This window comes from Micromonospora sp. NBRC 101691, assembly GCF_030269285.1.
GTDB classification, from domain to species: domain Bacteria; phylum Actinomycetota; class Actinomycetes; order Mycobacteriales; family Micromonosporaceae; genus Micromonospora; species Micromonospora echinospora.
Window position 1 is genome coordinate 152,575 of the sequence record NZ_BSTB01000013.1, and the last position, 23,436, is coordinate 176,010.

Annotated in this window: 18 protein-coding genes; 10 read left to right on the forward strand and 8 right to left on the reverse strand. The window is 73.3% G+C overall.

Features of this window, described 5'->3' with window-relative positions:
* Positions 1-110: 110 nt before the first annotated feature.
* Entirely contained in the window at positions 111-1,394 is a 1,284-nt protein-coding gene (locus QSK20_RS20380) for a citrate synthase (protein ID WP_285790183.1), read from the forward strand.
* Between the two features lie 73 nt (positions 1,395-1,467).
* On the opposite strand, the gene QSK20_RS20385 is transcribed toward QSK20_RS20380, so the two are convergent.
* The 4 genes from QSK20_RS20385 to QSK20_RS20400 form a co-directional block, all read right to left on the reverse strand.
* Positions 1,468-2,154, reverse strand: coding sequence for a fasciclin domain-containing protein (locus QSK20_RS20385; protein ID WP_285790184.1), 687 nt, complete (start codon positions 2,152-2,154; stop codon positions 1,468-1,470).
* A gap of 98 nt (positions 2,155-2,252) precedes the next feature.
* Positions 2,253-4,352 carry a M14 family zinc carboxypeptidase gene (locus tag QSK20_RS20390; protein WP_285790185.1) on the reverse strand — a complete coding sequence of 700 codons (2,100 nt, stop codon included), beginning with the start codon at positions 4,350-4,352 and terminating at the stop codon, positions 2,253-2,255.
* Between the two features lie 159 nt (positions 4,353-4,511).
* Positions 4,512-5,177, reverse strand: coding sequence for a response regulator transcription factor (locus QSK20_RS20395; protein ID WP_285790186.1), 666 nt, complete (start codon positions 5,175-5,177; stop codon positions 4,512-4,514).
* 279 nt (positions 5,178-5,456) lie between these two features.
* A complete protein-coding gene (locus QSK20_RS20400; protein ID WP_285790187.1) occupies positions 5,457-6,857 on the reverse strand; it encodes a glycosyltransferase family 4 protein in 1,401 nt (466 codons plus the stop codon).
* A gap of 318 nt (positions 6,858-7,175) precedes the next feature.
* On the opposite strand from QSK20_RS20400, the gene glgX reads away from it, so the two are divergent.
* From glgX to QSK20_RS20420, 4 genes are all read left to right on the forward strand, one after another.
* Positions 7,176-9,293: a glycogen debranching protein GlgX gene (gene glgX, locus QSK20_RS20405; protein ID WP_285790188.1), complete on the forward strand. Its 2,118-nt coding sequence runs from the start codon at positions 7,176-7,178 to the stop codon at positions 9,291-9,293.
* Positions 9,293-11,623 (forward strand): malto-oligosyltrehalose synthase, encoded by a 2,331-nt coding sequence (gene treY, locus QSK20_RS20410; protein WP_285790189.1) that lies wholly within the window; start codon positions 9,293-9,295, stop codon positions 11,621-11,623. Before glgX ends, treY begins: the two co-directional genes overlap by 1 nt.
* Complete coding sequence (gene treZ / locus QSK20_RS20415) at positions 11,620-13,353, forward strand: malto-oligosyltrehalose trehalohydrolase (RefSeq protein ID WP_285790190.1); 1,734 nt, start codon at positions 11,620-11,622, stop codon at positions 13,351-13,353. The genes treY and treZ overlap by 4 nt, the downstream gene beginning before the upstream one ends.
* A 204-nt stretch (positions 13,354-13,557) precedes the next feature.
* Positions 13,558-14,181 (forward strand): GNAT family N-acetyltransferase, encoded by a 624-nt coding sequence (locus QSK20_RS20420; protein WP_285790191.1) that lies wholly within the window; start codon positions 13,558-13,560, stop codon positions 14,179-14,181.
* Positions 14,182-14,238: 57 nt separating this feature from the next.
* Here QSK20_RS20420 and QSK20_RS20425 read toward each other — a convergent pair whose 3' ends face one another.
* The gene (locus QSK20_RS20425) at positions 14,239-15,717 is read right to left on the reverse strand and encodes a glutamate-cysteine ligase family protein (RefSeq protein WP_285790192.1); all 1,479 of its coding nucleotides are present in this window, start codon (positions 15,715-15,717) and stop codon (positions 14,239-14,241) included.
* Positions 15,718-15,899: 182 nt separating this feature from the next.
* On the opposite strand from QSK20_RS20425, the gene QSK20_RS20430 reads away from it, so the two are divergent.
* Positions 15,900-16,238 carry a DUF3817 domain-containing protein gene (locus tag QSK20_RS20430; RefSeq protein WP_285790193.1) on the forward strand — a complete coding sequence of 113 codons (339 nt, stop codon included), beginning with the start codon at positions 15,900-15,902 and terminating at the stop codon, positions 16,236-16,238.
* Positions 16,239-16,268: 30 nt separating this feature from the next.
* Here the strand turns inward: QSK20_RS20430 and QSK20_RS20435 are convergent, their stop codons facing one another.
* Complete coding sequence (locus QSK20_RS20435; RefSeq protein ID WP_285790194.1) at positions 16,269-16,790, reverse strand: alpha/beta hydrolase; 522 nt, start codon at positions 16,788-16,790, stop codon at positions 16,269-16,271.
* A gap of 11 nt (positions 16,791-16,801) precedes the next feature.
* Positions 16,802-17,356 (reverse strand): hypothetical protein, encoded by a 555-nt coding sequence (locus tag QSK20_RS20440; protein ID WP_285790195.1) that lies wholly within the window; start codon positions 17,354-17,356, stop codon positions 16,802-16,804.
* 166 nt (positions 17,357-17,522) lie between these two features.
* On the opposite strand from QSK20_RS20440, the gene QSK20_RS20445 reads away from it, so the two are divergent.
* Positions 17,523-18,647, forward strand: a complete 1,125-nt coding sequence (locus QSK20_RS20445; protein ID WP_285790196.1) for a baeRF2 domain-containing protein — start codon at positions 17,523-17,525, stop codon at positions 18,645-18,647.
* Positions 18,648-18,849: 202 nt separating this feature from the next.
* Positions 18,850-19,890 (forward strand): iron-containing redox enzyme family protein, encoded by a 1,041-nt coding sequence (locus QSK20_RS20450; protein WP_285790197.1) that lies wholly within the window; start codon positions 18,850-18,852, stop codon positions 19,888-19,890.
* A gap of 88 nt (positions 19,891-19,978) precedes the next feature.
* Here the strand turns inward: QSK20_RS20450 and QSK20_RS20455 are convergent, their stop codons facing one another.
* Complete coding sequence (locus QSK20_RS20455) at positions 19,979-20,194, reverse strand: CDGSH iron-sulfur domain-containing protein (protein ID WP_285790198.1); 216 nt, start codon at positions 20,192-20,194, stop codon at positions 19,979-19,981.
* Positions 20,195-20,460: 266 nt separating this feature from the next.
* On the opposite strand from QSK20_RS20455, the gene QSK20_RS20460 reads away from it, so the two are divergent.
* Both QSK20_RS20460 and QSK20_RS20465 read left to right on the forward strand, forming a co-directional pair.
* Positions 20,461-21,852 (forward strand): hypothetical protein, encoded by a 1,392-nt coding sequence (locus tag QSK20_RS20460; protein ID WP_285790199.1) that lies wholly within the window; start codon positions 20,461-20,463, stop codon positions 21,850-21,852.
* Positions 21,853-22,169: 317 nt separating this feature from the next.
* Positions 22,170-23,312 carry a SigB/SigF/SigG family RNA polymerase sigma factor gene (locus QSK20_RS20465; RefSeq protein ID WP_088984735.1) on the forward strand — a complete coding sequence of 381 codons (1,143 nt, stop codon included), beginning with the start codon at positions 22,170-22,172 and terminating at the stop codon, positions 23,310-23,312.
* Positions 23,313-23,436 lie beyond the last annotated feature (124 nt).

A 23,436-nucleotide genomic window follows, 5' to 3' on the forward strand; every position in this document is an offset into this window, starting at 1 on the left:
CCACGACGGGCGGTGTCACAGGGATCGCGTTTACGGTAAAAGCGAAGACACCTTCGCCAAAATGCGGAGGCGGTCCTCAACGTAGATTCTGCCGGCGAAGCGAGGGACAGATGACGGAAGTCAAGCTCGATCACCCCGGTGGGCAGCTTTCGATGCCGGTGCAGTCCGCGGTCGAAGGCCCCGCCGGGATCCGGGTCGGCAAGCTGCTGAAGGAGACCGGACTGGTCACCTACGACCCCGGTTTCGTCAACACCGCGGCCTGCTCCTCGGCGATCACCTACATCGACGGTGACGCGGGCATCCTGCGGTACCGGGGCTACCCCATCGAGCAACTGGCCGAGAAGTCCTCCTTCCTGGAGGTCTCCTACCTGCTCATCTACGGTGAGCTGCCGACCGAGGCGCAGCTGACCGATTTCAGCCAGCGGATCCGCCGGCACTCGCTGCTGCACGAGGAGATGCGGCGCTTCTTCGACGGGTTCCCGCGCGACGCGCACCCGATGGCGGTGCTCTCCTCGGCGGTGAGCGCGATCTCCACCTTCTACCAGGACAGCCTGGACCCGTTCGACGCCGAGCACGTGGAGATGTCCACCGTCCGGCTGATGGCCAAGGTCCCGACCATCGCCTCGTACGCGTACAAGAAGTCCATCGGGCAGGCGATGCTCTACCCGGACAACTCGCTCGGGTACGTGGAGAACTTCCTCCGGATGACCTTCGGCGTGCCGGCCGAGCCGTACGACGTCGACCCGGTGATGGCCCGGGTGCTGGACATGCTCTTCGTCCTGCACGCCGACCACGAGCAGAACTGCTCCACCTCGACGGTCCGCCTGGTGGGCTCCAGCAACGCCAACCTGTTCGCCTCGGTCTCGGCCGGGGTCAACGCGCTCTTCGGGCCGCTGCACGGCGGCGCCAACCAGGCGGTGCTGGAGATGCTCCAGCGCATCCAGGCCGACGGCGGGGACGTGCAGTCCTTCGTCCGCAAGGTCAAGGACAAGGCCGACGGCGTCAAGCTGATGGGCTTCGGCCACCGGGTCTACAAGAACTACGACCCGCGCGCCGCCATCGTGAAGAAGGCCGCCCAGGACGTGCTCGGCCGGATGGCCAAGCCGGACCCGCTGCTCGACCTCGCGATGCAGCTCGAGGAGATCGCCCTCGCCGACGACTTCTTCGTCTCCCGCAAGCTCTACCCGAACGTGGACTTCTACACCGGCCTGATCTACAAGGCCATGGGCTTCCCGACCAAGATGTTCACGGTGCTCTTCGCGCTCGGCCGGCTGCCCGGCTGGATCGCGCAGTGGCGCGAGATGATCGGCGACCCGGAGACCAAGATCGGCCGTCCGCGGCAGCTCTACACCGGTGCCGCCGAGCGGAACTACGTACCGTTCGCGGAGCGCTGAGGCGACCACACGACGACGGCCGCCGACCCGGGTACGGGTCGGCGGCCGTCGGCGTCCGTGGGGACGTACGTGCTCAGTGCGCCGGGTGGTCGTCGCCGTTCGCGGTGGTGGGCAGGCTGCCGAGCACGTGGTTGATGACGTGGATCCGGGCCTTGACGGCCTGGTAGTCGGCGCAGATCAGGTCGGCCTCGTCGTCGACGCGCGCACCCTGCCCCTGACCGGTCACGGTCAGTGTGGTGCCGGCGAGGGTGGTCACCGTCCCGGCGGACACCAGCTCGGCGGCCGGCAGCGCGCCGGTGACCACGTGTTCGCGCAGCAGCCCGCGCAGCTTCTCGGTGTCCTTGAGGAGCAGCTCGTCGAGGTTCGTCCGGGAGAACTTGGCCGCGAACGCGTCGTCGGTCGGGGCGAGGATGGTGACCGGCTGGCTCCCGGTCAGCTCGGTGGCCATGCCGCTGGCCCGTACCGCCGCCTCGAAGGTGGTGAGCACGGGGATCCACTGGAGGGCACGGTCGGCCGGCTGGCCGACGAGCGAGGCCGGGTTGCCCGGCTCGCTGCCCGAGGGCAGCACGTCGCAGAGCGGACCGGTCACGGTGACCGTGGCGGCCGGTGGGGCGGAGTCCGTCGCGCCGGACCCGCCGTCGTCGCCGCCGGTGCATCCGGCGACCGCGACCAGCAGGGCGAGGGCCCCGGCGAGCGAAGTGGCGCGTCGTCCGGCGCGGCCCGGTGCCGGCGTCGCGGCCCGGGGAAGGGTGTCGGTCACGGTCTTCTCCACTCCACTGGCGTCCAAGGGGGCGCCGGCAGGCCGGTCGCGAGGACCGGCCTGCCGGTACGACAGTCGTCGGTACGAGGTTCAGCAGTTCACAGGCGTGCGCACTGGCTGGACTTCGGACCGCTGACCGAGTTGCCGACCTCCAGGTTGACCGGCGCGGGGGCGTTGCCGGTGCAGCCCAGCGGGCCGGAGACGGTGTTGCCGGCCAGCAGCGGGGCCACGCCCGCGCTGTTGACCACGTTCACCGGGCCGCTGACCCGGTTGTCGACCAGGACCACCGGGCCCCGGGTGCCGGTGACGTTGACCGGCCCGTTCACCGTGCTGTCGGTCAGCACGAAGCCGGCCGCGCCGCTGGCGTTGACCGGCCCGGAGATCGAGCCGCCGTTGACGATCAGGGTGGCGCCCGGCTGGACCCGGACCGGACCCCGGACGGTGGCGCCGTCGAGGCAGGCCACCCCGGTGACGGTCAGTGGACCGTTGTGCGTGCCGGTCAGCGTCGGGGCGATCCGCTCGCCGTCGACCAGGCCCTCGACGGCCTGCCCGTCGAGGAGCAGCGGCACCAGACCCCGCTCCGGCTGCGACAGCGGGACGAGGTAGCCGTCGGCGACCTTGATGACCTTCCAGCCGTGGGCGGCGAGCCGCTGGGCCACGGTGGTCTGCCGGCCGGCCGGGCCGTCGCTGCGCGCCCCGTTGTACTGCTCCTCGGTCAGCCGGTACGCGCACGGCGGCTGCTCCAGGATCCGCTCCGGGGTGGGGGCGTCCAGCGGCGGCGGGGCCTCACCCGGGTGCGGCGCGGGGTACGCCTCGATCGGGCGCGAGCCCCGGAACACGATCCGGCCGGTGTTCGCCGACTGGAAGGCGATCGCCTCCGCGCGGGCCTTGCTGATGCCGGGGATGTTCGCCACGTGGTACGTGAGGAACTGGTCGAACGTCCACAGGGCGGAGTACGTCTTGCGCCGGCGGTTGTTGGCGGTGTTGCCCTCGTCCGGCCGGGTCGGGCCACCGGAGCTGCGCAGCTCCAGCAGGGAGTTGACCACGTTCTTCAGGCCGAGGGTGTTGCGCAGGATGGTCTCCTCGCTCAGGCCCACGCCGGCGCCGGTGCAGCCGTACGGGCAGGCCCACCAGCCGTCCTTGGCGCCCTCGGTGTACATGTGCCCCTCGATCATGTCCTGCGACCTGTCGAAGATCCCCTGGGACACGTTCTGGTGACGCGGCGGCAGCATCGGCAGGTCACCGGTGTTGGTGTTGCCGTACTCGTGGCCGTCGAAGCTGGCGATGGGCCGGTAGTCGCGGACCATCTCCACGAAGGCCTGGGTCTCCGGCTGGCGGATCAGCGAGTAGTCCCGGTTCAGGTCCTGACCGGTGGAGTTGCCCCGGCTGCCGGCCGCCCGGCCGTCGCCGTTGATCGTCGGCACGATCAGCATGGTGGTCTTCGACAGCTTGTCGAGCGTGCCGGCGTCGTCGGTGAAGGCGAGCTGCCGGGCCATGATGAGGCAGGCCTCCCGGTCACCGGGCTCGTTGCCGTGCACGTTGCAGTTGACCACCAGCGGGTTCGTCGCGGCGACCGCCTCCGGCGTGGCCGGCGGCTTCGGGTAGCCGATGACGAACATGTTGATCGGCCGGTTCTGGATGGTACGGCCGATCTCCACCACCCGGACCCGCTCGCTCAGCTCGTCGACCGCCGCGGTGTAGGCGTACTCGTTGACGTCGCTGGTGTACTGCGCGCCCAGCGTGGTCTCCCACTGCGTGCGCAGGTTCTGACCCGGGGTGTTCGGGTCGCCCCAGTGCGCCCGGGTGGTGCCGCTGACCGGCGCCGAGTACGGCTGCGCGGTGGTGCCGACGCGGGCGCGGACCCGCCACTGGAACCGGTTCCCGGGGGCGAAACCGGCGTCGGCGAAGGTCGGCGAGGTGTTGTTGACCTGGCGGTTCGGCCGCCAGAGACCGCTGATCACCGCCGGCCCGGTGGCGGTGCCGTCCTCGGCGACCGGCGTCCGCTCGATCTGGTAGTCGGTCGCGCCGTCGACCGGGGTCCAGGCCAGGGTCGCGTACCCGTCGCCCTGGACGACCGTCAGACCCTGGACCTGGTTCGGCTCCGCCTGCAACTGGGCCGCGGCGAGCGCGGGCTGCCCCTGCGCCTGGGCGGGCAACGCCGTCGCGACGAGGGTGACGGCGAACAGGGCGGAGAACACACCGGCCGTAGTCCGTCTGTATCTCAAAGGGGATCTCCAAACAGGAGGGATGGCTGGGGTACCGACAGCACACCCGTAACGGGCCGTTCATGGGGCCGCCAGCTGGGATTCTTGAGGATGATCTGAGGTTGCCGCCCCGCTGGCCGTCACCGTCGGTGATCAGCCGGCCCGGAGTCGGTAGCCGACTCCGCGTACCGTCTCCACCAGGCTGGCGTCGTCCAACTTCCCGCGCAGCGCCGCGACGTGGACGTCGAGATTGTGCCGGGTCGCCCAGGTGGTGTGCCATACCTCCATCTGCAACCGGTCCCGGGACACCACCGTGCCGGCCTGCCGGGCCAGCACCACCAGCAGGTCGAACTCCTTACGGGACAGGCCGACCTCCCGGCCGGCCAGCCAGACCCGCCGGGCGTCGACGTCGACGCGCAGGTCGCCGACCTGGAGGGCGGCGGTGGCGCGGGCGGTGCCGGCGGCACGGCCGGTGCGCCGCATCACCGCCTCGATGCGGGCCTGCAACTCGACCATCGAGAAGGGCTTCACCACGTAGTCGTCGGCACCGGCGCGCAACCCGGCCACCCGGTCGTGCTCCTCGCCCCGGGCGGTCACCGCGATGATGGCGACCTCCTCGCTGAGCTGGCGGATCCGCCGGCACACCTCCAGGCCGTCGCGGTCGGGCAGGTTCATGTCGAGCAGGATGAGATCGACCGGCTCCGCCCGTACCGCCTCCGCCGCCGTCAGTGCCTGGACCACCTCGTGCCCCCGCCGCCGCAGCGCCGCGGCGAGAACCGCCGCGACCCGCAGGTCGTCTTCCACCAGGAGCACCCGCACCCAATCCTCCTCGGACCTAGTCCCGGTCGGATGCTGCGAGTCTGTCCGATGCATACCTGCGCTGACCAGTGCGGATACAAGATCGTAACGGCAGATCAGGATGCCCGGACGGGAGCGGCCACGCGCCGATCGGCCCATCGCCACGCGACCGCCCCCGTGCTGGGCGGGGGGTGCTCGGGTGGTTGCAGGCGGTGCTCGGGTGGTTGCAGGGGCCGCTGGGGTGGTTGCAGGGGCCCCCTGTTCGACAGAAATCGGTAACAGGGGGCCCCTGCTACCACCTCAGCGCAGGCCGGCGGCGACGAGCAGGTTGCCCTCCCCGACGGCCGGGGAGGCGGGACGGCCGTGCGCCATCCGCTCGGCCGCCTGCGCCGCGGTGAACGACGAGGAGCCGGCGATGGCGGTGGCGTAACTGTCGACGGTGCGCTGCGCGATGGCCGCCCAGCCGTACTGCTCGTGCACCATGGCGCGGGCGCGCCGGGCGAGCGCCCGGGCCCGGTCGGTGTCCGAGAGCAGCGCGTGCACTGCCTCGCTGAGCCCGTCGGGGTCCTGCGGGCGGAAGGTCATGCCGGTCACGCCGGGCTCGACGATCTCGGCGAGACCCCCGGTCGCGGCGACGGCGAGGGGCGCGCCGGCCGCCGCCCCCTCCAACGCCACCATGCCGAACGGCTCGTAGATGCTCGGCACCGCGAAGCAGTCCGACGCCGCCATCACGGCGGGCAGGTCGGTGCCACCGAGGAAGCCCGGCAGGCTGACCGTGCCGGCCAGGCCGAGCCGGTGCACCTCGGCCTCCAGCTCACCCCGGTACGGCCCGTCGCCGACGATCACGGCGCGCAGCCCGGGGTGCCGGTCCCGCAACCGGGGCAGGCCGGCGAGGAGGTGCTGCACCCCCTTCTCGTAGACCAGCCGGCCGGCGAAGGTGACCAGCGGCCCGTCCCCGGCGAACCGGCGGCGGGCGGCGGCGACCGCGGCCACCGGGGCCTTCCAGCGGTGCGGCTCGACCCCGTTGGGCACCACGTCGACCCGCCCGGCGGGCACGCCGAACAGCCCGGTCACCTCGTCGCGCATGTACCCGGAGCAGACGATCACCCGGCCGGACTCGTTGCTGAGCCAGTGCTCGACGCCGTGGATGGTGCGGTTCATCTCCTCCGGCAGCCAGCCCTGGTGCCGTCCCGCCTCGGTGGCGTGGATCGTGCTCACCAGCGGCACGTCCAGGTGGTCACGCAGCGTCATCGCGGTGTGCGCGACGAGCCAGTCGTGGGCGTGCACCACGTCGTACCCGCCGGACTCGGCGGCGCGCAGCGCGGCCCGGGTGAGGGTGTGGTTGAACGCCATCGTCCAGGCCAGCAGCGAACCGGTGGCCAGGGGGAAGGTCACCGGGTCCTCGGCGGCGCGGACGATCCGCACGCCGTCGGCGTACTCCTCCAGCGGGGCGCCCTCGGCGTGCCGGGTGACCACGGTGACCTCGTGCCCGGCGGCGACCAGGGCCAGCGAGAGGGCGTGCACGTGGCGACCGAGCCCGCCGACGAGCACCGGCGGGTACTCCCAGGAGAGCATCAGGATCCGGCGCGGACGGGAGGTCGACCCGGCGGGCTGCGGGATCTGGGGGCGGGAGGTGAGGGTGGGCCGGCAGGGCCGGTCCGAGGGGCTCGCGAGGTGCTCGCCGACCCGCGGGGTCGTCACAGTAGTTCTCCGTCCAGGCAGGAGGGCGCACGCCGACGTCGATGGCGGCGGAGGGTGGGTGATGGTGGGGCCGAGCGGCCGGGTGCGGACGCGCGTGCGCGCCCGCACCAAGGGAAAGGCATCGGGCGGCACCTCGCATCCCGAGCGGGGCGGAAGGTGACGAGCGACACGTCCAGGTTTGAGTCGCCCAGCCGGGTGTATTTCGGGACACGGACCGGTCGGGTGGATTGGCGTGCGGTGCGGTGGGGCAATACCGGCGTGCGCGTCGGCGGGCTCCGCCCGGCGACGCGGTCGACGAACCATGCCCGAAGGAGCGACATGCAGGTCTGGCCGGGGGACCGCTATCCACTGGGGGCCACCTACGACGGGATGGGCACCAACTTCGCGATCTTCTCGGAGGTGGCCGAGGCGGTCGACCTCTGCCTCTTCGACGAGTGGGACACCGGCGCGGAACGCCGGGTCCGGCTCCGCGAGGTCGACGCCCACGTCTGGCACGGGTACATCCCGGGCGTCGAGCCGGGGCAGCGGTACGGCTACCGGGTCCACGGGCCGTACGACCCGGCCAACGGGTTGCGCTGCAACCCGCACAAGCTGCTGATCGACCCGTACGCCAAGGCGATCGACGGGGACGTGCAGTGGGATCCCGCGGTCTACGACTACGTGCTGGGCGAGCCGGACCGGATGTCCGAGGCCGACTCCGCGGCGTTCATGCCCAAGTCGGTCGTGGTGAACCCGTACTTCGACTGGGGCAACGACCGGCCGCCCCGCACGCCGTACCACCACTCGGTGATCTACGAGGCGCACGTGCGCGGCCTGACCATGCGGCATCCCGGCATCCCCGAGGAACTGCGCGGCACGTACGCCGGCATCGCCTCCCCGCCGATGATCGAGCACCTGACCCGGCTCGGGGTGACCGCGATCGAGCTGATGCCGGTGCACCAGTTCGTGCACGACCACCGCCTGGCCGACATGGGCCTGCGCAACTACTGGGGTTACAACACCGTCGGCTTCTTCGCCCCGCACCACGGCTACTCCGCGCTGGGCCGCCTCGGCCAGCAGGTGCAGGAGTTCCGGGGCATGGTCCGGGCGCTGCACGCCGCCGGCATCGAGGTGATCCTCGACGTGGTCTACAACCACACCGCCGAGGGCAACCACCTCGGGCCGTCGCTGAGCTTCAAGGGGGTGGACAACCCCAGCTACTACCGGCTGTCGGAGGAGGATCGGCGCTACTACGTCGACTACACCGGCACCGGCAACAGCCTCAACGTCCGCAGCCCGCACTCGCTGCAACTGATCATGGACTCGCTGCGGTACTGGGTGCAGGAGATGCACGTCGACGGCTTCCGGTTCGACCTCGCCGCCACCCTGGCCCGGGAGTTCTACGAGGTGGACCGCCTCTCCACGTTCTTCGAGGTGGTCCAGCAGGACCCGGTGGTCAGCCAGGTCAAGCTGATCGCCGAGCCGTGGGACGTCGGCCCCGGCGGCTACCAGGTCGGCAACTTCCCGCCGGTGTGGACCGAGTGGAACGGCAAGTACCGGGACACCGTCCGGGACTTCTGGCGCGGTGAGCCGGCCACCCTGGCCGAGTTCGCCTCCCGGATCTCCGGTTCCGCCGACCTCTACCAGGACGACGGCCGCAAGCCGTTCCACAGCATCAACTTCGTCACCTGCCACGACGGGTTCACCCTCGCCGACCTGGTGGCGTACAACGACAAGCACAACGAGGCCAACGGCGAGGAGAACCGGGACGGCGAGAGCCACAACCGGTCCTGGAACTGCGGCGTCGAGGGCCCCACCGACGACGAGGACGTGCTCGCCCTGCGGGCCCGGCAGCGGCGCAACTTCCTGGCCACCCTGATGCTCTCCCAGGGCGTGCCGATGATCGGCCACGGCGACGAGCTGGGCCGCACCCAGCACGGCAACAACAACGCCTACTGCCAGGACAGCGAGCTGGCCTGGATCGACTGGGAGAACGTCGACGAGCAACTGCTGGACTTCGTCCGTACGCTCACCGACTTCCGGGCCCGGCACCAGGTGTTCCGCCGCCGCCGCTTCTTCACCGGCCTGCCGGTCGGCGGCCGGACCGCCGAGCAGCCCCTGCCCGACCTGGCCTGGTACACCCCGGACGGGCGGGAGATGAACGGCGACGACTGGGGCAACGACTTCGGTCGCGCGGTCACCCTCTTCGTCAACGGCGAGGGCATCCGCGAGCGCGGCCAGTACGGCCAGCGCCACCGGGACGACTCGTTCCTGCTCTGCTTCAACGCCCACGACGCCCCGCTGGACTTCACCCTGCCCGGCGGCGAGTTCGGCCAGAAGTGGCAGTGCGTGATCAGCACCGCCGATCCCGACCCGGACGGCACGACGGTGATCGGCGCGGGCGGTGCCCTGCGGGTGCCGGACCGTTCCCTGGTGGTCCTGGAGAGGACGGTCTGATGCCGGCGAGCGCCGATTCTTCCGTACCGCCGCCCGGCCGTCGGGTCGACGCCACCTACCGGGTGCAGGTCCGCCCCGGCTTCGACCTGGACACCACCGCCGACCTCGTCGACTACCTCGCCGACCTGGGCGTCTCCCACCTCTACAGCGCGCCGCTGCTGACCGCCACCCCCGGTTCCGCGCACGGCTACGACGTGGTCGACCACCGCGCGGTCAACCCGGAACTCGGCGGCGAGGCGGCCCGACGGCGACTGGTGGCCGTGTTGCGCGCGGCCGGGCTCGGCCTGGTCGTGGACATCGTCCCCAACCACGCCGGGGTGGCCCGGCCGGAGGCCAACCCGGCCTGGTGGGACGTGCTGTGCCGGGGCCGGGAGTCGACGTACGCGCGTTGGTTCGACATCGACTGGGACGCCGGCCGGCTGCTGCTGCCGGTGCTCGCCGACACCCCGGACGCCCTCGGCGACCTCAAGCTGGTCGACGGGGAACTGCGCTACCACGAGCACCGCTTCCCGGTCGCCGACGGCACCGGCGACGGCAGCCCCACCGAGGTGCACGACCGGCAGCACTACGAACTGGTCTCCTGGCGACGCGGCGACGCCGAGCTGACGTACCGCCGCTTCTTCGCCGTCTCCGACCTGGCCGGGCTGCGGGTGGAGGACCCGGAGGTCTTCGCCGCCACGCACGCCGAGGTGCTGCGCTGGGCGGCGGCCGGGGAGGTCGACGGCATCCGGGTCGACCACCCCGACGGGCTGCGCGACCCGGCCGCCTACCTGGCCCGCCTGCGGGCCGCCGCGCCGGCCGCCTGGCTGGTGGTGGAGAAGATCCTGGAGTACGGCGAGGAACTGCCGGAGTGGCCGGTGGACGGCACCACCGGTTACGAGGCGCTCGCCGCGGTCTGCGGCCTCTTCGTGGACCGGCGGGCCGAGGGCGACTTCACCGCCCTGGACACCCGACTCACCGGCACCGCCACCTCCTGGCCGGAGCTGATCCACGACACCAAGCTCGCCGCCGCCACCCGGTTGCTCGCCGCCGAGCTGACCCGGCTGGCCGCCCTCGTCCCCGACGTCGACCGGTCCGACGCCCGGGCCGCCCTCGCCGAGCTGGCCGCCGGCTTCCCGGTCTACCGGGGCTACCCGCCCGAGGGCGCCCGGCACCTGGCCACCGCCCGCGCCGAGGCCGGCCGCCGCCGGCCGGACCTGACCGCGGCCCTGGACGCGGTCACCGCCCGGCTGCGTGACCCGGACGACGAACTCGGCCAGCGGTTCCCGCAGCTCAGCGGCGCGGTGATGGCCAAGGGCGTGGAGGACACCGCCTACTACCGGTGGAGCCGGTTCGTCGCGCTCAACGAGGTCGGCGGCAGTCCCGCGCACTTCGGCACCCCGCCGGAGGAGTTCCACCGTTTCGCCACCGCCCGGCAGCGTCGCTGGCCGAGGGCGATGACCACGCTCTCCACCCACGACACCAAGCGCGGCGAGGACGTGCGGGCCCGGCTCGCCGTGCTCAGCGAGCTGCCGCAGCGCTGGGCCGAGCAGGTCGGCCGGTGGATGGCGCAGGCGCCGCTGCCCGACCCGGCCTTCGCCCACCTGCTCTGGCAGACCGTGGTCGGCGCCTGGCCGATCGAACGCGAGCGGCTGCACGCGTACGTGGAGAAGGCCGCCCGGGAAGCCGCCGCCTCGACCAGCTGGGCCGACCCGGACCCGGTCTTCGAGCGGGCCCTGCACGCCCTGGTCGACCGGCTCTACGACGACCCGGCCCTGCACGCCTCGATCACCGCCTTCGCCGGGGAGATCACCGGCGCGGGCTGGTCGAACGCGCTCGGGCAGAAGCTGGTCCAGCTCGCCATGCCCGGGGTGCCGGACACCTACCAGGGCACCGAGCTGTGGGACAACTCCCTGGTCGACCCGGACAACCGCCGCCCGGTCGACTTCGCCGTACGCCGGGAGCTGCTGGCCCGCCTCGACGCCGGCTGGCGGCCCCCGGTCGACGCGAGCGGCGCGGCGAAGCTGCTGGTGGTCTCCCGCACCCTGCGGCTGCGCCGGGACCGGCCGGACCTCTTCACCGACCACCGCCCGGTGCCGGCGCACGGACCCGCCGCCGACCACGCCCTCTGCTTCGACACCGGCGGCGTGTTCGCGGTCGCCACCCGGCTGCCGGTGGGGCTGGACCGGCGGGGCGGCTGGGGCGACACCAGCCTGTCGCTTCCCGTTCACGACCTGACCGAACTGTTCACCGGGCGGGTCTACGGTGGCGGACGGGTGCCGCTGGCCGACCTGCTCGGCGCCTATCCCGTCGCGCTGCTCGCTCCCACCGAGTCCGGGGAGACGTCATGACCGAGTTCACCGTGTGGGCACCCGAGGCCGAACGGGTCCGGCTGCGGATCACCGGCGACGCCGACCGGGAGATGACCCCCGCGCCGGGCGGCTGGTGGCGGGCCGAGGCACCCGACGCCGGGCCCGGCACCGACTACGCGTTCCTGCTCGACGACGACGGGAGCGCCCTGCCGGACCCGCGCTCACCCTGGCAGCCGGCGGGCGTGCACGGGCCGAGCCGGGTCTACGACCACGCCGCCTTCGCCTGGCAGGACCAGGGGTGGACCGGCCGGCAACTGCCCGGCAGCGTCCTGTACGAGCTGCACGTCGGCACGTTCACCCCGGAGGGCACCTTCGACGCGGTGATCGACCGCCTCGACCACCTCGTCGACCTCGGGGTCGACATGATCGAACTGCTCCCGGTGAACGCCTTCAACGGCGAGCACAACTGGGGTTACGACGGGGTCTGCTGGTTCGCCCCACACCACGCCTACGGCGGCCCGGACGGCCTGAAACGGCTGGTCGACGCGGCACACCGCCGGGGACTGGGGGTGATCCTCGACGTCGTCTACAACCATTTCGGCCCCTCCGGGGCGTACGCGCCGCGGTTCGGGCCGTACCTCACCGAGGGCAACAACACCTGGGGGCGCTCGGTCAACCTGGACGGGCCGCACTCCGACGAGGTGCGCCGCTACATCGTCGACAGCGTGCGGATGTGGCTGCGCGACTACCACGTCGATGGCCTGCGGCTGGACGCGGTGCACGCGCTCGCCGACGACCGGGCGACGCCGCTGCTGGAGGAACTGGCCGTCGAGGTGGAGTCGCTCGCCACCCACCTCGGCCGGCCGCTGTCGCTGATCGCCGAGTCCGACCTGAACGACCCCCGGCTGGTCACCCCGCGCGAGGCGGGCGGGATGGGCCTGCACGCGCAGTGGAACGACGACGCGCACCACGCCCTGCACACCCTGCTCACCGGGGAACGGCAGGGCTACTACGCCGACTTCGGCTCGCTGGACTGCCTGGAGGCGGTCCTCACCGGGGCGTTCTTCCACGCCGGCACCTGGTCGAGCTTCCGCAACCGCAGCCACGGCCGGCCGGTCGACCGGCAGCGGGTGCCCGGACACCGGTTCGTGGCGTACCTCCAGAACCACGACCAGATCGGCAACCGGGCCACCGGTGACCGGATCTCCGCCACCCTCTCCCCGGCGCTGCTGCGGGTCGGCGCGACGCTGCTGATGACCGCGCCGTTCACCCCGATGCTGTTCATGGGGGAGGAATGGGGCGCGACCACGCCGTGGCAGTTCTTCACCAGTCACCCGGAGCCGGAACTGGCCACCGCGGTCGCCACCGGCCGGCGGCGGGAGTTCGCCGCGCACGGGTGGCCGGAGGGGGAGGTCCCGGACCCGCAGGACCCGGAGACGTTCACCCGGTCCCGGCTGGACTGGGCGGAACTGGACAAGCCCGAGCACCGGGAGATGCTGACGTTCCACCGCCGGCTGATCGCGTTGCGCAAGGCCCGGCCCGACCTGTCCGACCCCCGGCTGGACCGGATCGACGTGCGCCACGGCGACCGGTTCCTGGTGGTCCGGCGCGGGGAGTGCCTGGTGGTGGCGAACCTCGCCGACAAGGCACAGCGGGTCAACCTGCCCGGGGTGGTGCGCCAGGTGCTGCTCGCCACCGGCACGGGGGTGACCGTGATGCGGGACGCGGTGGAGCTGCCCGCGGAGACGGCGGCGATCGTGGCCCTCTGACCGGCTGCCCGAACGGGTGCCGGCGACCGGGGTCGGGGGAGGGTGACGACGGCGCAACGGGCAGTCTGCGACCCGCAGGAGATCGTCGGGTGTCAGTCTGATCTTGCCGGATGCGAGGATGGTCGGCATGCTGCTGACCGAGGTCCGGGCCGTGTCCCGAGCGAACTGGAGCCGGGGCACCATGACGACCGATGGCGACATCCGGTGAGCGGCTCCGGCTGGCTCGGCGTCCGGCTCCGCCCGGTCGTCGAGGCCGACCTGGCCATGTTCCGCCGCTTCCTCACCGAGCCGGGGCTGATCGGCCCGGACTGGGCGGGATTCCGGGACGCCGGGGAGCCGGCCCGACGGTTCGCCGCCGACGGCTACCTCGGCGCTGACGACGGCCGGTTGATGGTCGAGGTCGACCGTGGACGGCCGGACCGGGAACCTGTCGACTCCGACTCCGGCGGCGCGCCGGACGTCCCGCCGCCGGACGCTGGCGGGCCCGGTGACGCCGGGCGGGTGGCGGCCGGTCTCGTCAGCTACCGGGCGGGCTCGTACGGCGGGTCCGCCCGGCACTGGGAGATCGGCATCGCCCTGCTGCCCGAGTGGCGGGGGCGCGGCGTCGGCTGGCGGGCACAGGCCATGCTCTGCGACTACCTGTTCTCGCACACCCCGGTCCAGCGCATCCAGGCCGGCACCCAGCCGGAGAACATCGCCGAGCAGCGGGCGCTGACCAGGGCGGGCTTCCAGTTCGAGGGTGTCGTCCGCTCCTGCGAGTTCCGGGCCGGACGGTGGCGCGACGGGTATCTCTACAGCCGGCTTCGCGACGACCCCTCGCCCTGGTGACGACCGGGTCGGCCACCGCCGCCCGGTCGCCTGCCGTTCACTCCGGCCCGGGCGGGCTCAGGGCAGCGGCCACTCGTGGACGGGACGGTTGCTGTGCATCAGGTCGACGTAGTGGCCGAGCATCCGGCGCAGCGCCTCCGGTCGGTCGACGTGGTCCTCGCCCTCGAACCGGTGCAGCGTGGCCACCTGCCAGGACGCGCCGTTACGCCCGGTCAGGCAGCGGCCCTCGATGATGCCGAGCAGCCGGTCCCGCTCCGCCGGGTCCAGCCCCCACCGGTCCAGACCGTGGTGGGCAAGGGGCAGCAGCCGACGCAGCACCAGCTCGGTGACCGGCAGGTAGCCCAGCCCCGGCCAGAACACCTGGGCGTCGATGCCGTGCCGGGCGCAGGCGTGCAAGTTCTCCTCGGCCGCGCTGAACGACATCTGCGACCACAGCGGCCGGTCCGACTCGGCCAGCGCCCGGACGAGGCCGAAGTAGAACGCGCCGTTGGCGACGGTGTCCAGGACGGTCGGCCCGGCCGGCAGGACCCGGTTCTCCACCCGCAGGTGCGGCCGGCCCCGCACCACGTCGTAGACCGGCCGGTTCCAGCGGTAGACGGTGCCGTTGTGCAGCCGCAGCTCGGCCAGCTTGGGAACGTCCCCGGCGGCGAGCGTCTCGGCCGGGTCCTCCGGGTCACAGATCGGCAGCAGCGCGGGATAATATCGCACGTTCTCCTCGAAGAGGTCGAAAACGCTGGTGATCCAGCGTTCCCCGAACCAGACCCGGGGGCGTACACCCTGGGCCTTGATCTCCTCGGCCCGGGTGTCGGTGGCCTGCTCGAACAGCGGGATCCGGGTCTCCCGCCACAGTTCCCGGCCGAACAGCAGCGGCGCGTTGGCCCCGAGCGCCACCTGCACCCCGGCCACGGCCTGGGCCGCGTTCCAGTAGTCGGCGAACCGGGCCGGGCTGACCTGGAGGTGGAACTGCGTGCTGGTGCAGGCGGCCTCCGGGGTGATCGTGTCGGCGGTGGTCGCCAGCCGCTCCACGCCGCTGATCGCGATCCGCAGGTCCTCGCCCCGGGCGGCGAAGATCTGCTCGTTGAGCAGGCGGTAACGCGGGTTCGCCGAGAGGGTTCCGGCGGTGAGGTGCTCCGGCCGCAGCGTCGGCAGGATTCCGATCATCACCATGTGCGCGCCGACCGTGCGGGCCTTCTCCTCCGCCGCGTTCAGGCTGGCCCGGACGCTCTCCTCGAACTCGGCGGTGCCGGTGCCGGCGAGTCGCCGGGGGGCGACGTTGATCTCCACGTTGAACTGGCCCAGTTCGGTCTGGAAGCTCGGGTCGGCGACGGCGGCGAGCACGTCGGCGTTGCGCATCGCCGGCATCGACGCGTCGTCGACCAGGTTGAGCTCGATCTCCAGCCCGGTCGTCGGGCGGTCGGCCTCGAAGCGGGACTCCCGCAGCATCTCGGCGAAGACGTCGAGGCAACGGCGCACCTTTTCCCGGTACCGGGCCCGGTCCTCCCGTGTGAAGGTCCGAATCCCGACGTCCTCGCCCATGGTCACCACCCTGTCACCCCTGGTGTCTCCAACCTCGCACGTACCGGCGGTACGGGGAAGAGGTCGGAGGTCCCTTTCCCCGTCCAGCGCAGTCCGGCGTGATCCGGCTCGCGCCACGGCCACCTGTCTGTCGTTGTACCCACTGGGACCCCTAACATGGCCCGCGCGAGAGGGGAGAGCACGTGCGCGAGAAGGTGACCCGGTGGTTCGTGGTGGTGGCCGTCGCCGAGGCGTGCTCCTGGCTGGGCCTGCTGGTCGGGATGGCGGTCAAGTACGGGCCACCCGGCAACGAGATCGGCGTGCAGGTCTTCGGGCCGGTGCACGGCGCGCTCTTCATGGCGTACGGCCTGCTGACCCTGCTGGTCGCCCGCCAGCAGCGGTGGGGCTGGGGGATCACGCTGGTGGCCCTGGCCTGCGCGGTTCCGCCGTTCGCGACGCTGGTGTTCGAGCGGTGGGCCCGCCGCCGGGGCCGGCTCGCGCCGGCCGCCGCTCCGGTCCGGACCCCGGCCCCGGTGGGCTGACGCCAGCGGCGCGGTGACCCGGCGCGGCGCTCAGCCGGCCAGGAAGGCGGCCAGCTCGGCGGCGAGCCGCTCCGGCGCCTCCTCGGCCATGTGGTGCCCGCAGTCGATCGAGGTGGCGGAGACGTCGTCCGCCCAGTCCCGCCAGATCGCCGCCGGGTCGCCGTAGAGGTCGGCCAGGTCGTCGCGTTCCGAGTGGACGAACAGCACCGGGCAGGCGATCCGCCGTCCCGCCGCCCGGTCGGCGTCGTCGGCGGCCCGGTCCGGACCGAGGCCGGCCCGGTAGTCCTCGCACATCGCGTGCACCGTGGCCGGATCGTGGATGGCCCGGCGGTAGTCGGCGTAGGCCTCCGCGCCCATCTGCACCGGCGATCCGCCGTACCAGGCGTCCGGATCGAGGTTGATCACCCGCTCGGCGGCCTTCTCCCGTTGGCCGAGGAAGAACCAGTGCCACCAGCGGGCGGCGAACCGGGCGCACCGGCCCGAGGTCGACGTCGGTCGGCGTGAAACCGGGGAACATGCTCCGGCTGCCTGCCCGGTGCCCCGGGCCGGCAAACCCGTCCGGCTCAGACGGCGAGCACCCAGGCCACCACCAGCACCACCACCAGCACCCCGACGAACGCCTGGAGGAGCAGCGGCGGCCCGAAGTGGGACCAGACCGTCGGCGGTCGTGGGGTCAGCCACTGCGTGGTGGTGATGTTGACGATCCGCTCGATCCGGGGCGGGAGATCCGGGTCGCCCTGGTCGCGCAGGGTGAGCTGGACGTGGTCACCGGGATGCACCGCGCTCTGGGCCAGGTGGCCGTGCAGTTCGACCTCGTAGAGCTGCCCCTCGGCGTCGCGCAGGCGCATCGGTGTGACCAGGAACTCCGGCCCCTTCTTGAGCTCCTTGAAGCCGCGCCGGGCCGGCCCGCCGGCGCCACCGGCCTTGAGTAGCATCCGCACCAGCAGGGTCAGCACCTGGGTCAGGCTCGCCGCGGTCATCACCGCCACCAGGATCGGCTGCCCCACCCGCATCTCACGGGTGTAGCCGTCCATGAAGCGCACCACCCGCCCGGTGAAGATCCTGCCGGTCGGGCGGAGGATCCGCGGGCGTCGGAGGTCGCTGTCCATCATCACCACCGTAAGTCCTGTTCTGTGCACCGATGGTATCGGTCGGGTGGGTTGAACGACATGAGTGAACGTGATCACGGCGCGTCCGCCCGCCCGTCCCGGCGCCGGACGGCGGATGAGGTGACAACCCCACCGGTGCGGGTAAGCGCGGGGCCGAGCCGGAAAGGGGTCGAGCATGGAGCTGTCCTTCCTGCGCCCGCTCTACGAGCGTCCCGGACCGTGGTGTTCGGTCTACCTGGACGCCTCCCGGGACACCCAGGACGCACGTCCCGCCCTGGACCTGCGGTGGCGGGACCTGGCGGGCCGCCTCGCCGAACAGGGAGCGGACCCGGACACCGTCGCGGCACTGGACCGGATGGTCCGGGGCCACGCCCCGCTGCCCGGGGACTACGGGCTGGCCCTCTTCGCCCGCCGGGGCCGGGTCGCGCTCACCGAGTACCTCCACGCGCCGCCGATCCGGGACCTGGCCGCGTACGGCCCGCTGCCGCACACCATGCCGCTGGTCGCCCAGCGGGGTGAGCAGGTCGCCTGGGTCCGGGTGCTGGCCGACCGGACCGGTGCCGACGCGGTGGCGGTCAGCGCCGGTGGGGTGCCGCGTCGGGCCCACGTCCGGGGTCGGGAGAGCTACCAGCTCCGACGGGTGCAGCCCGGCGGCTGGTCCCAGTCCCGCTACCAGCGCGCGGCCACCGAAGCCTGGCACCACAACGCGGGCGACGCGGCGGCGGCCACGGTCACGCTGGCCGAACGGGTCGGCGCGGAGGTGGTGGTCCTCGCCGGGGACGTCCGGGCCACCGGGGTGATCGCCGCGCAGCTGCCCCCACGCTGGCAGGACCGGCTGGTCCGCACCGATGCCGGCAAGCGGACCGGGGGCGCGGACCCGGCGGCCATGGAGGACGTCACCGTGCAGGCCGTCGCCGAGGTGGCCGACCGGCGGATCCAGGAGACGCTGGACCGGTTCGGCGTCCAGGAGGACGTCGGCGCGGGCCTCGACGCGGTGGTCGGCGCGCTGCAACGCAACCAGGTCGACACCATGCTGATCGTGGACGACCCGTCCTCCACGGAGGAGCTCTGGATCGGCTCGGAACCGACCGAGATCGCCATCGACCCGGGGCAGCTCACCGCCATGGCCGTCGACGACCCCCAGCGGGTACGCGCCGACGCGGCACTGGTGCGGGCGCTGGTCGGCACCGACGCGGCGGTGACCGTGCTGGGGCCGGAGGAGGCCCCCGGGCTGACCGACGGCGTCGGCGCGGTGCTGCGGTACGTGGACGCCGGCACGCCGGGCCGCGGCCGGGCCTGACCGCCCCGCCGCCGCCCGGTCGGTGGGCGGACGTACCGGTCGGAGCGGACCGTCGGTCGGACCTCGGCGGACGGGTCGGTCGGACCGGCGGTCGGACGTAGGCGGACGTGCCGGTCGGACCTGGGGTGGACGCGTCGCGGCCGGCGACCGTTTAGGCCATCGCGGCCGGGGCATCTACCGCGCAGTCGATCAGGGAGGCGCCATGTCCGACCCCGCCGCCCGCGCACACGGCCCCGCGCCGCTGCCCGGGCCACGCGGCCCGGTCTCGGCCGCCCTGGTCACGGCGTGGCGGGAACCGCCGCACGACATTCCCGAACACCTCGACTGCGACCCGGTCGACCCGCTCACCGACGAGGACCTGCAACTGACCCTGTTCCTCTGCTACGAGCTGCACTACCGGGGCTGGACCGGGGTCGACGAGGAGTGGGAGTGGCAGCCGTCGCTGCTGGCCCTGCGGGCCCGCCTCGAACGACGGTTCGAGGCGGCCCTGCGCCGGCTGGTCGGGCCGCTGCCGGCGACGGAGCCGGCCGACCTGCCGGCGGCGCTGGCCGCGCTGGTCCGGGCCGACGACGGTCCGTCCCTGGCCGCCACCCTGCACCGGCGGGCCACCCTGGCGCAGTTCCGGGAGTTCGTCACGCACCGCTCGATCTACCACCTCAAGGAGGCCGATCCGCACTCCTGGGCGATCCCCCGGCTGGGCGGTGCGGTCAAGGCCGCGCTGGTGGAGATCCAGGCCGACGAGTACGGCGGCGGCCGGCCGGAGCGCATGCACGCCGAACTGTTCCGGCTCACCCTGGACCGGCTCGGCCTCGACCCCGGGTACGCCGCCCACCTCGACGCGGTGCCCGGGGTGACCCTGGCGACCAGCAACGTGATCTCCCTGTTCGGACTGCACCGCCGGTTGCGCGGCGCGCTGGTCGGGCACCTCGCCGCCTTCGAGATGACCTCCTCGCTGCCGAACCGCCGGTACGGCAACGGGCTGCGCCGACTCGGCTTCGACGAGGTGGCCACCCGCTTCTACGACGAACACGTCGAGGCCGACGCGGTGCACGAGCAGATCGCCGCGTACGACCTCTGCGGCGGTCTGGCCCGCGCCGAGCCGGCCCGAACCGGCGACGTGCTCTTCGGCGCGGCGGCCTGTCTGGCCGTGGACCGGCTCTTCGCCACCCACCTGCTCACCAGCTGGTCAGCCGGACGCAGCTCACTGCGCCCGACGTCGGCCCCGGTGCCGCTGGCCGCCTGACCACCCGACTTGCCCCAGGTGGTAGCAGGGGACCCCTGCTCCTCAAAAAGCGGTAACAGGGGTCCCCTGCTACCACCCGGGCCGGCGCTCAGGCGGTGCGGAAGTCGACCACCTTGTGCGTGCCGTCGCAGAACGGCTTCAACGCCGACTGCCCGCACCGGCACAGCGCCACCGTCCCCCGCCGTGTCTCGATGGTGCGCCCCTCGGGGGTGACCAGGACGAAGTCGCCCCGCACCAGCAGCGGCCCGTCCGGGTAGGCGGTGATGGTGGCGCCCGCCGCAGCGGTGGTCGGGTCATCGGCCATGGCACGGGGATGCCCACCCCGTACGGCCCGAAACCGCCGGAACCGACCCGGAGCAGCCCGGTCGCCGACCAGCCCGACGAGGGAACCGTCGGGGACGGCGGGTGCGCCGGGCCCGTCCGGGGCCGGCAGCCACCGAAGGGCCAGCAGCCGTTGAATCCCCCCGCCCGGTGGCGGACACCCCGTTTGAACCCCATCCGGACGGGAAGCCGGGCCGCGTGGTGAGCGAACGAGGGACGGTCGGGCCGGGACGCGGGACGCGGACCGGGGTGCCGGCTGACGGCGCCGGCCCCGCCGGTGAACGGGTGGTGGCGGCGGGCAGTACCGCCCGGGTCCTGGTGGCCGCCGCCGCCCGGGCGCTGCGTGGGGCGGACTGCGCCGACCTCGGTCACCCACCCTCCCTGGCGCGGTTTCCCGGTGCGCCGGAACCGGTGCGCCGGGCGGCGGTCGCCCGGACCGCCGGTCGGGTGGCGCTGCCGGTGGAGCAGGCCGCCACGGTGGACGTCGAACGGGTGGCCCGCTGGTTCGTCGACCAGTACCCCCGCCGGCGGTACCCGGGCGCGGTGCTCGGTTCGGCGCACGGCGCGGCCGTGCACCTCGCGGTCGCGCTCGGCGTGCCGTGGCTGCCCGCCGGCTTCGAGATGACGGTCCGCTGGACGGACGGCGCGGTCGACCACCCCCGGGCGGCCCGTGACCACGGCGCGGCGCTGGCCGGTCGGCTGCTGCGCGGCAACACCGACGTCCACGTCCGCCAGGTCCACTGCCCGGCCAGCCGGGGCGCGCTGGCCGGGGCGACGGTGACGCTCGGGGTGCGCTGGCAGCGCCTGCCGCGCGCGTACGCCCGGTTCCTGGCCGCCCGGCTCGCGCCGGACGCGTCCGTGCTGCTGCTGCGCGACGCCCGCACCTGGCCGGTCCGCGACGACGGCCGTGGGCACAGCTTCCAGGTGGGCTGCCCGGCCAGTGGCCTCGACCCGGTCGACTTCCACCCGGACAGCCCGGCGCTGCGACAGGTGCTCCGCTCCGCCGGTGGTGACCGTTCCCGCTGGGATCCGCCGGACGTGTCCTACGCACGGGCGTTGGCCGAGAACAGCGTCGAGGCCGGTTTCGAACTCGGGGCGCGGGAGTGGACCGGCCGCCGGGGTCACCGGCTGCACCGGGTGCTCTTCCCCCAGCCCGAGGTGCTCAGCGCGGCGACCGCCGACCTGTACCGGGGTTGGCTACGCGCCGCCGGCAAGACCGGTGACCGGCTGGTGGTGGAGTGCGGCCGGCTGCTCGACCCCTGGCAGGTGGTCCGGGCCGGGCTGGTGCCGTACTGGTGCGAGAACGCCACCCGGCGCAGCGTCGCCGCCGCCGAGTGGTGGCTCGCCGGCAGCGAGCCGTTCACCTCGGTGGACGTCCTGCCGGAACCACCGGGCGTGCCGTCACCGGCGTTGGCCGGGTTGCCCCAGTGGCTCGCGGTCGCCGCGTTCGGCCGCCGCCGCCGGGCCCTGGACCGCACCGCCGCGCGCGGCTACCCGGTCACCTCGGTGCCCACCCGCCGGGCCACCGAGGTGCTCCGCAACCAGCCGTACGACCTGCCGGTCCCGCCGCCGCTGGCGGTGGACGCGGCGCTGGCCGCGCTGCGGGACGGCGGCGCCGCCCAGGGGCTGCTGGTGGGCTGACCGCCCGCAGGTCCCGTCCACCTCCCGCGTCCCGCGGGTCGCCGGTGGCCCCGTCCACCACGCCCCGCCGGTGCCGGCCGTCGCCCGGGCGTACGACCGGTCGGGCCAGCCTGGCGAAACATCCTCGTGACCCGGCGGTCCCGTGGTTGAGTACCTAGAGAGCGGGAACACCGCTGGCTGCGACGGCCCGGCCGCGCGGCATGCTGTTGTCGCCCGTCGGCATTCCTACCTTCCGCCCTTACCGCACCCGGTGCGGCGCCTCGTCGCGCCGGTGGCCGGCGTGCGACGGGGCGGGGACCTTCCCGAGGGAGGCGCGGATGTTCGGACAGCCCACGACAACCACCCCGTCACCGACCGACCGGGGTCTGGAGGACCTCGACGCGGCGGCGTTGGCCTACGCGGCGCGTATCGAGGGCCTTCCGCCCGAACGGCGGCAGGAGGCTCGGGACGACCTGGTCCGGTTCGCCCTGCCGTTCGCCGGCCGGTTGGCCCGGCGGTACCGGGGGCGGGGTGAGCCGTTGGAGGACCTGGAACAGGTCGCCCGGCTGGGGCTGGTCAACGCCGTCGACCGGTACGACCCGGAGCGCGGTTCGTTCACCGCGTACGCGGCCATCACCATCGTGGGAGAGATCAAACGGCACTTCCGGGACCGTACGTGGGGGGTGCACGTGCCCCGCCGGCTGCGCGACCTGATCCTCGAGGTCGGCCAGGCGACCGCGGCCCTGACCAGCGAACTGTCCCGTACGCCGACGGTGGCGGAGCTGGCCGAGCGGTTGGAGACCCCGCAGGAGGAGATCCTCGCCGCACTGGAGTCGGCGGCCGGCTACAGCCCCGCCTCGCTGAACGCGCCGGTGGGCGGGGAGAGTTCGGCGGAGTTCGGCGACCTGGTGGGGGAGTCGGACAACGCCCTGGAGTCGGTCGACGACCGGGTCACCGTCAGCGGCCTGCTGCACCGGCTGCCCTGGCGGGAGCGGCGGATCCTGGCGATGCGCTTCTACGGCAACCAGACCCAGGCCGAGATCGCGGCGCGGTTCGGCATCTCCCAGATGCACGTCTCCCGCCTGCTCTCCCGCGCGTTGACCTGGCTGCGCCAGGCGATGCTGGCCGACGCCCCGCCACCGTGGCAGAACGGCGCGGAGGCGGAGAGCGGGCGGGCCCGGATCGCGGTGCGGCACGCCGGTGACCGGGTGGTGGTGGAGGTCGGTGGCGAGGTGGACCGGGACGGCGCGGACCAACTGCGTCGGGCCGTGCTGGGGGCGCTGACCGGCCAGCCCCGCGAGGTGGTGGTCGACCTGGACGGCGCGGGTGGATTCGACGCCGGTGGCGTCGCCGCGCTGATGGCCGGGCGGGACGCCGCCGAGCGCAGCGGGGTGCCGCTGCGGCTCACCGGGGCGCAGCCGGCGGTACGGCGTTCGCTCACCGCCGCCGGTCTCGCCCCCGCCGTCGCGCCGCGCCGCTGACCGCCCACACTGCCGCCACTGGCCGGTGGTGTCGTGCGGCTGGCCGCCCCACACCGCCGCTGGCCGGTGGTGTCGTGCGGCTGGCCGACCCCGCGCCGCCACTGACCGACCTCTGCCGCGCGGC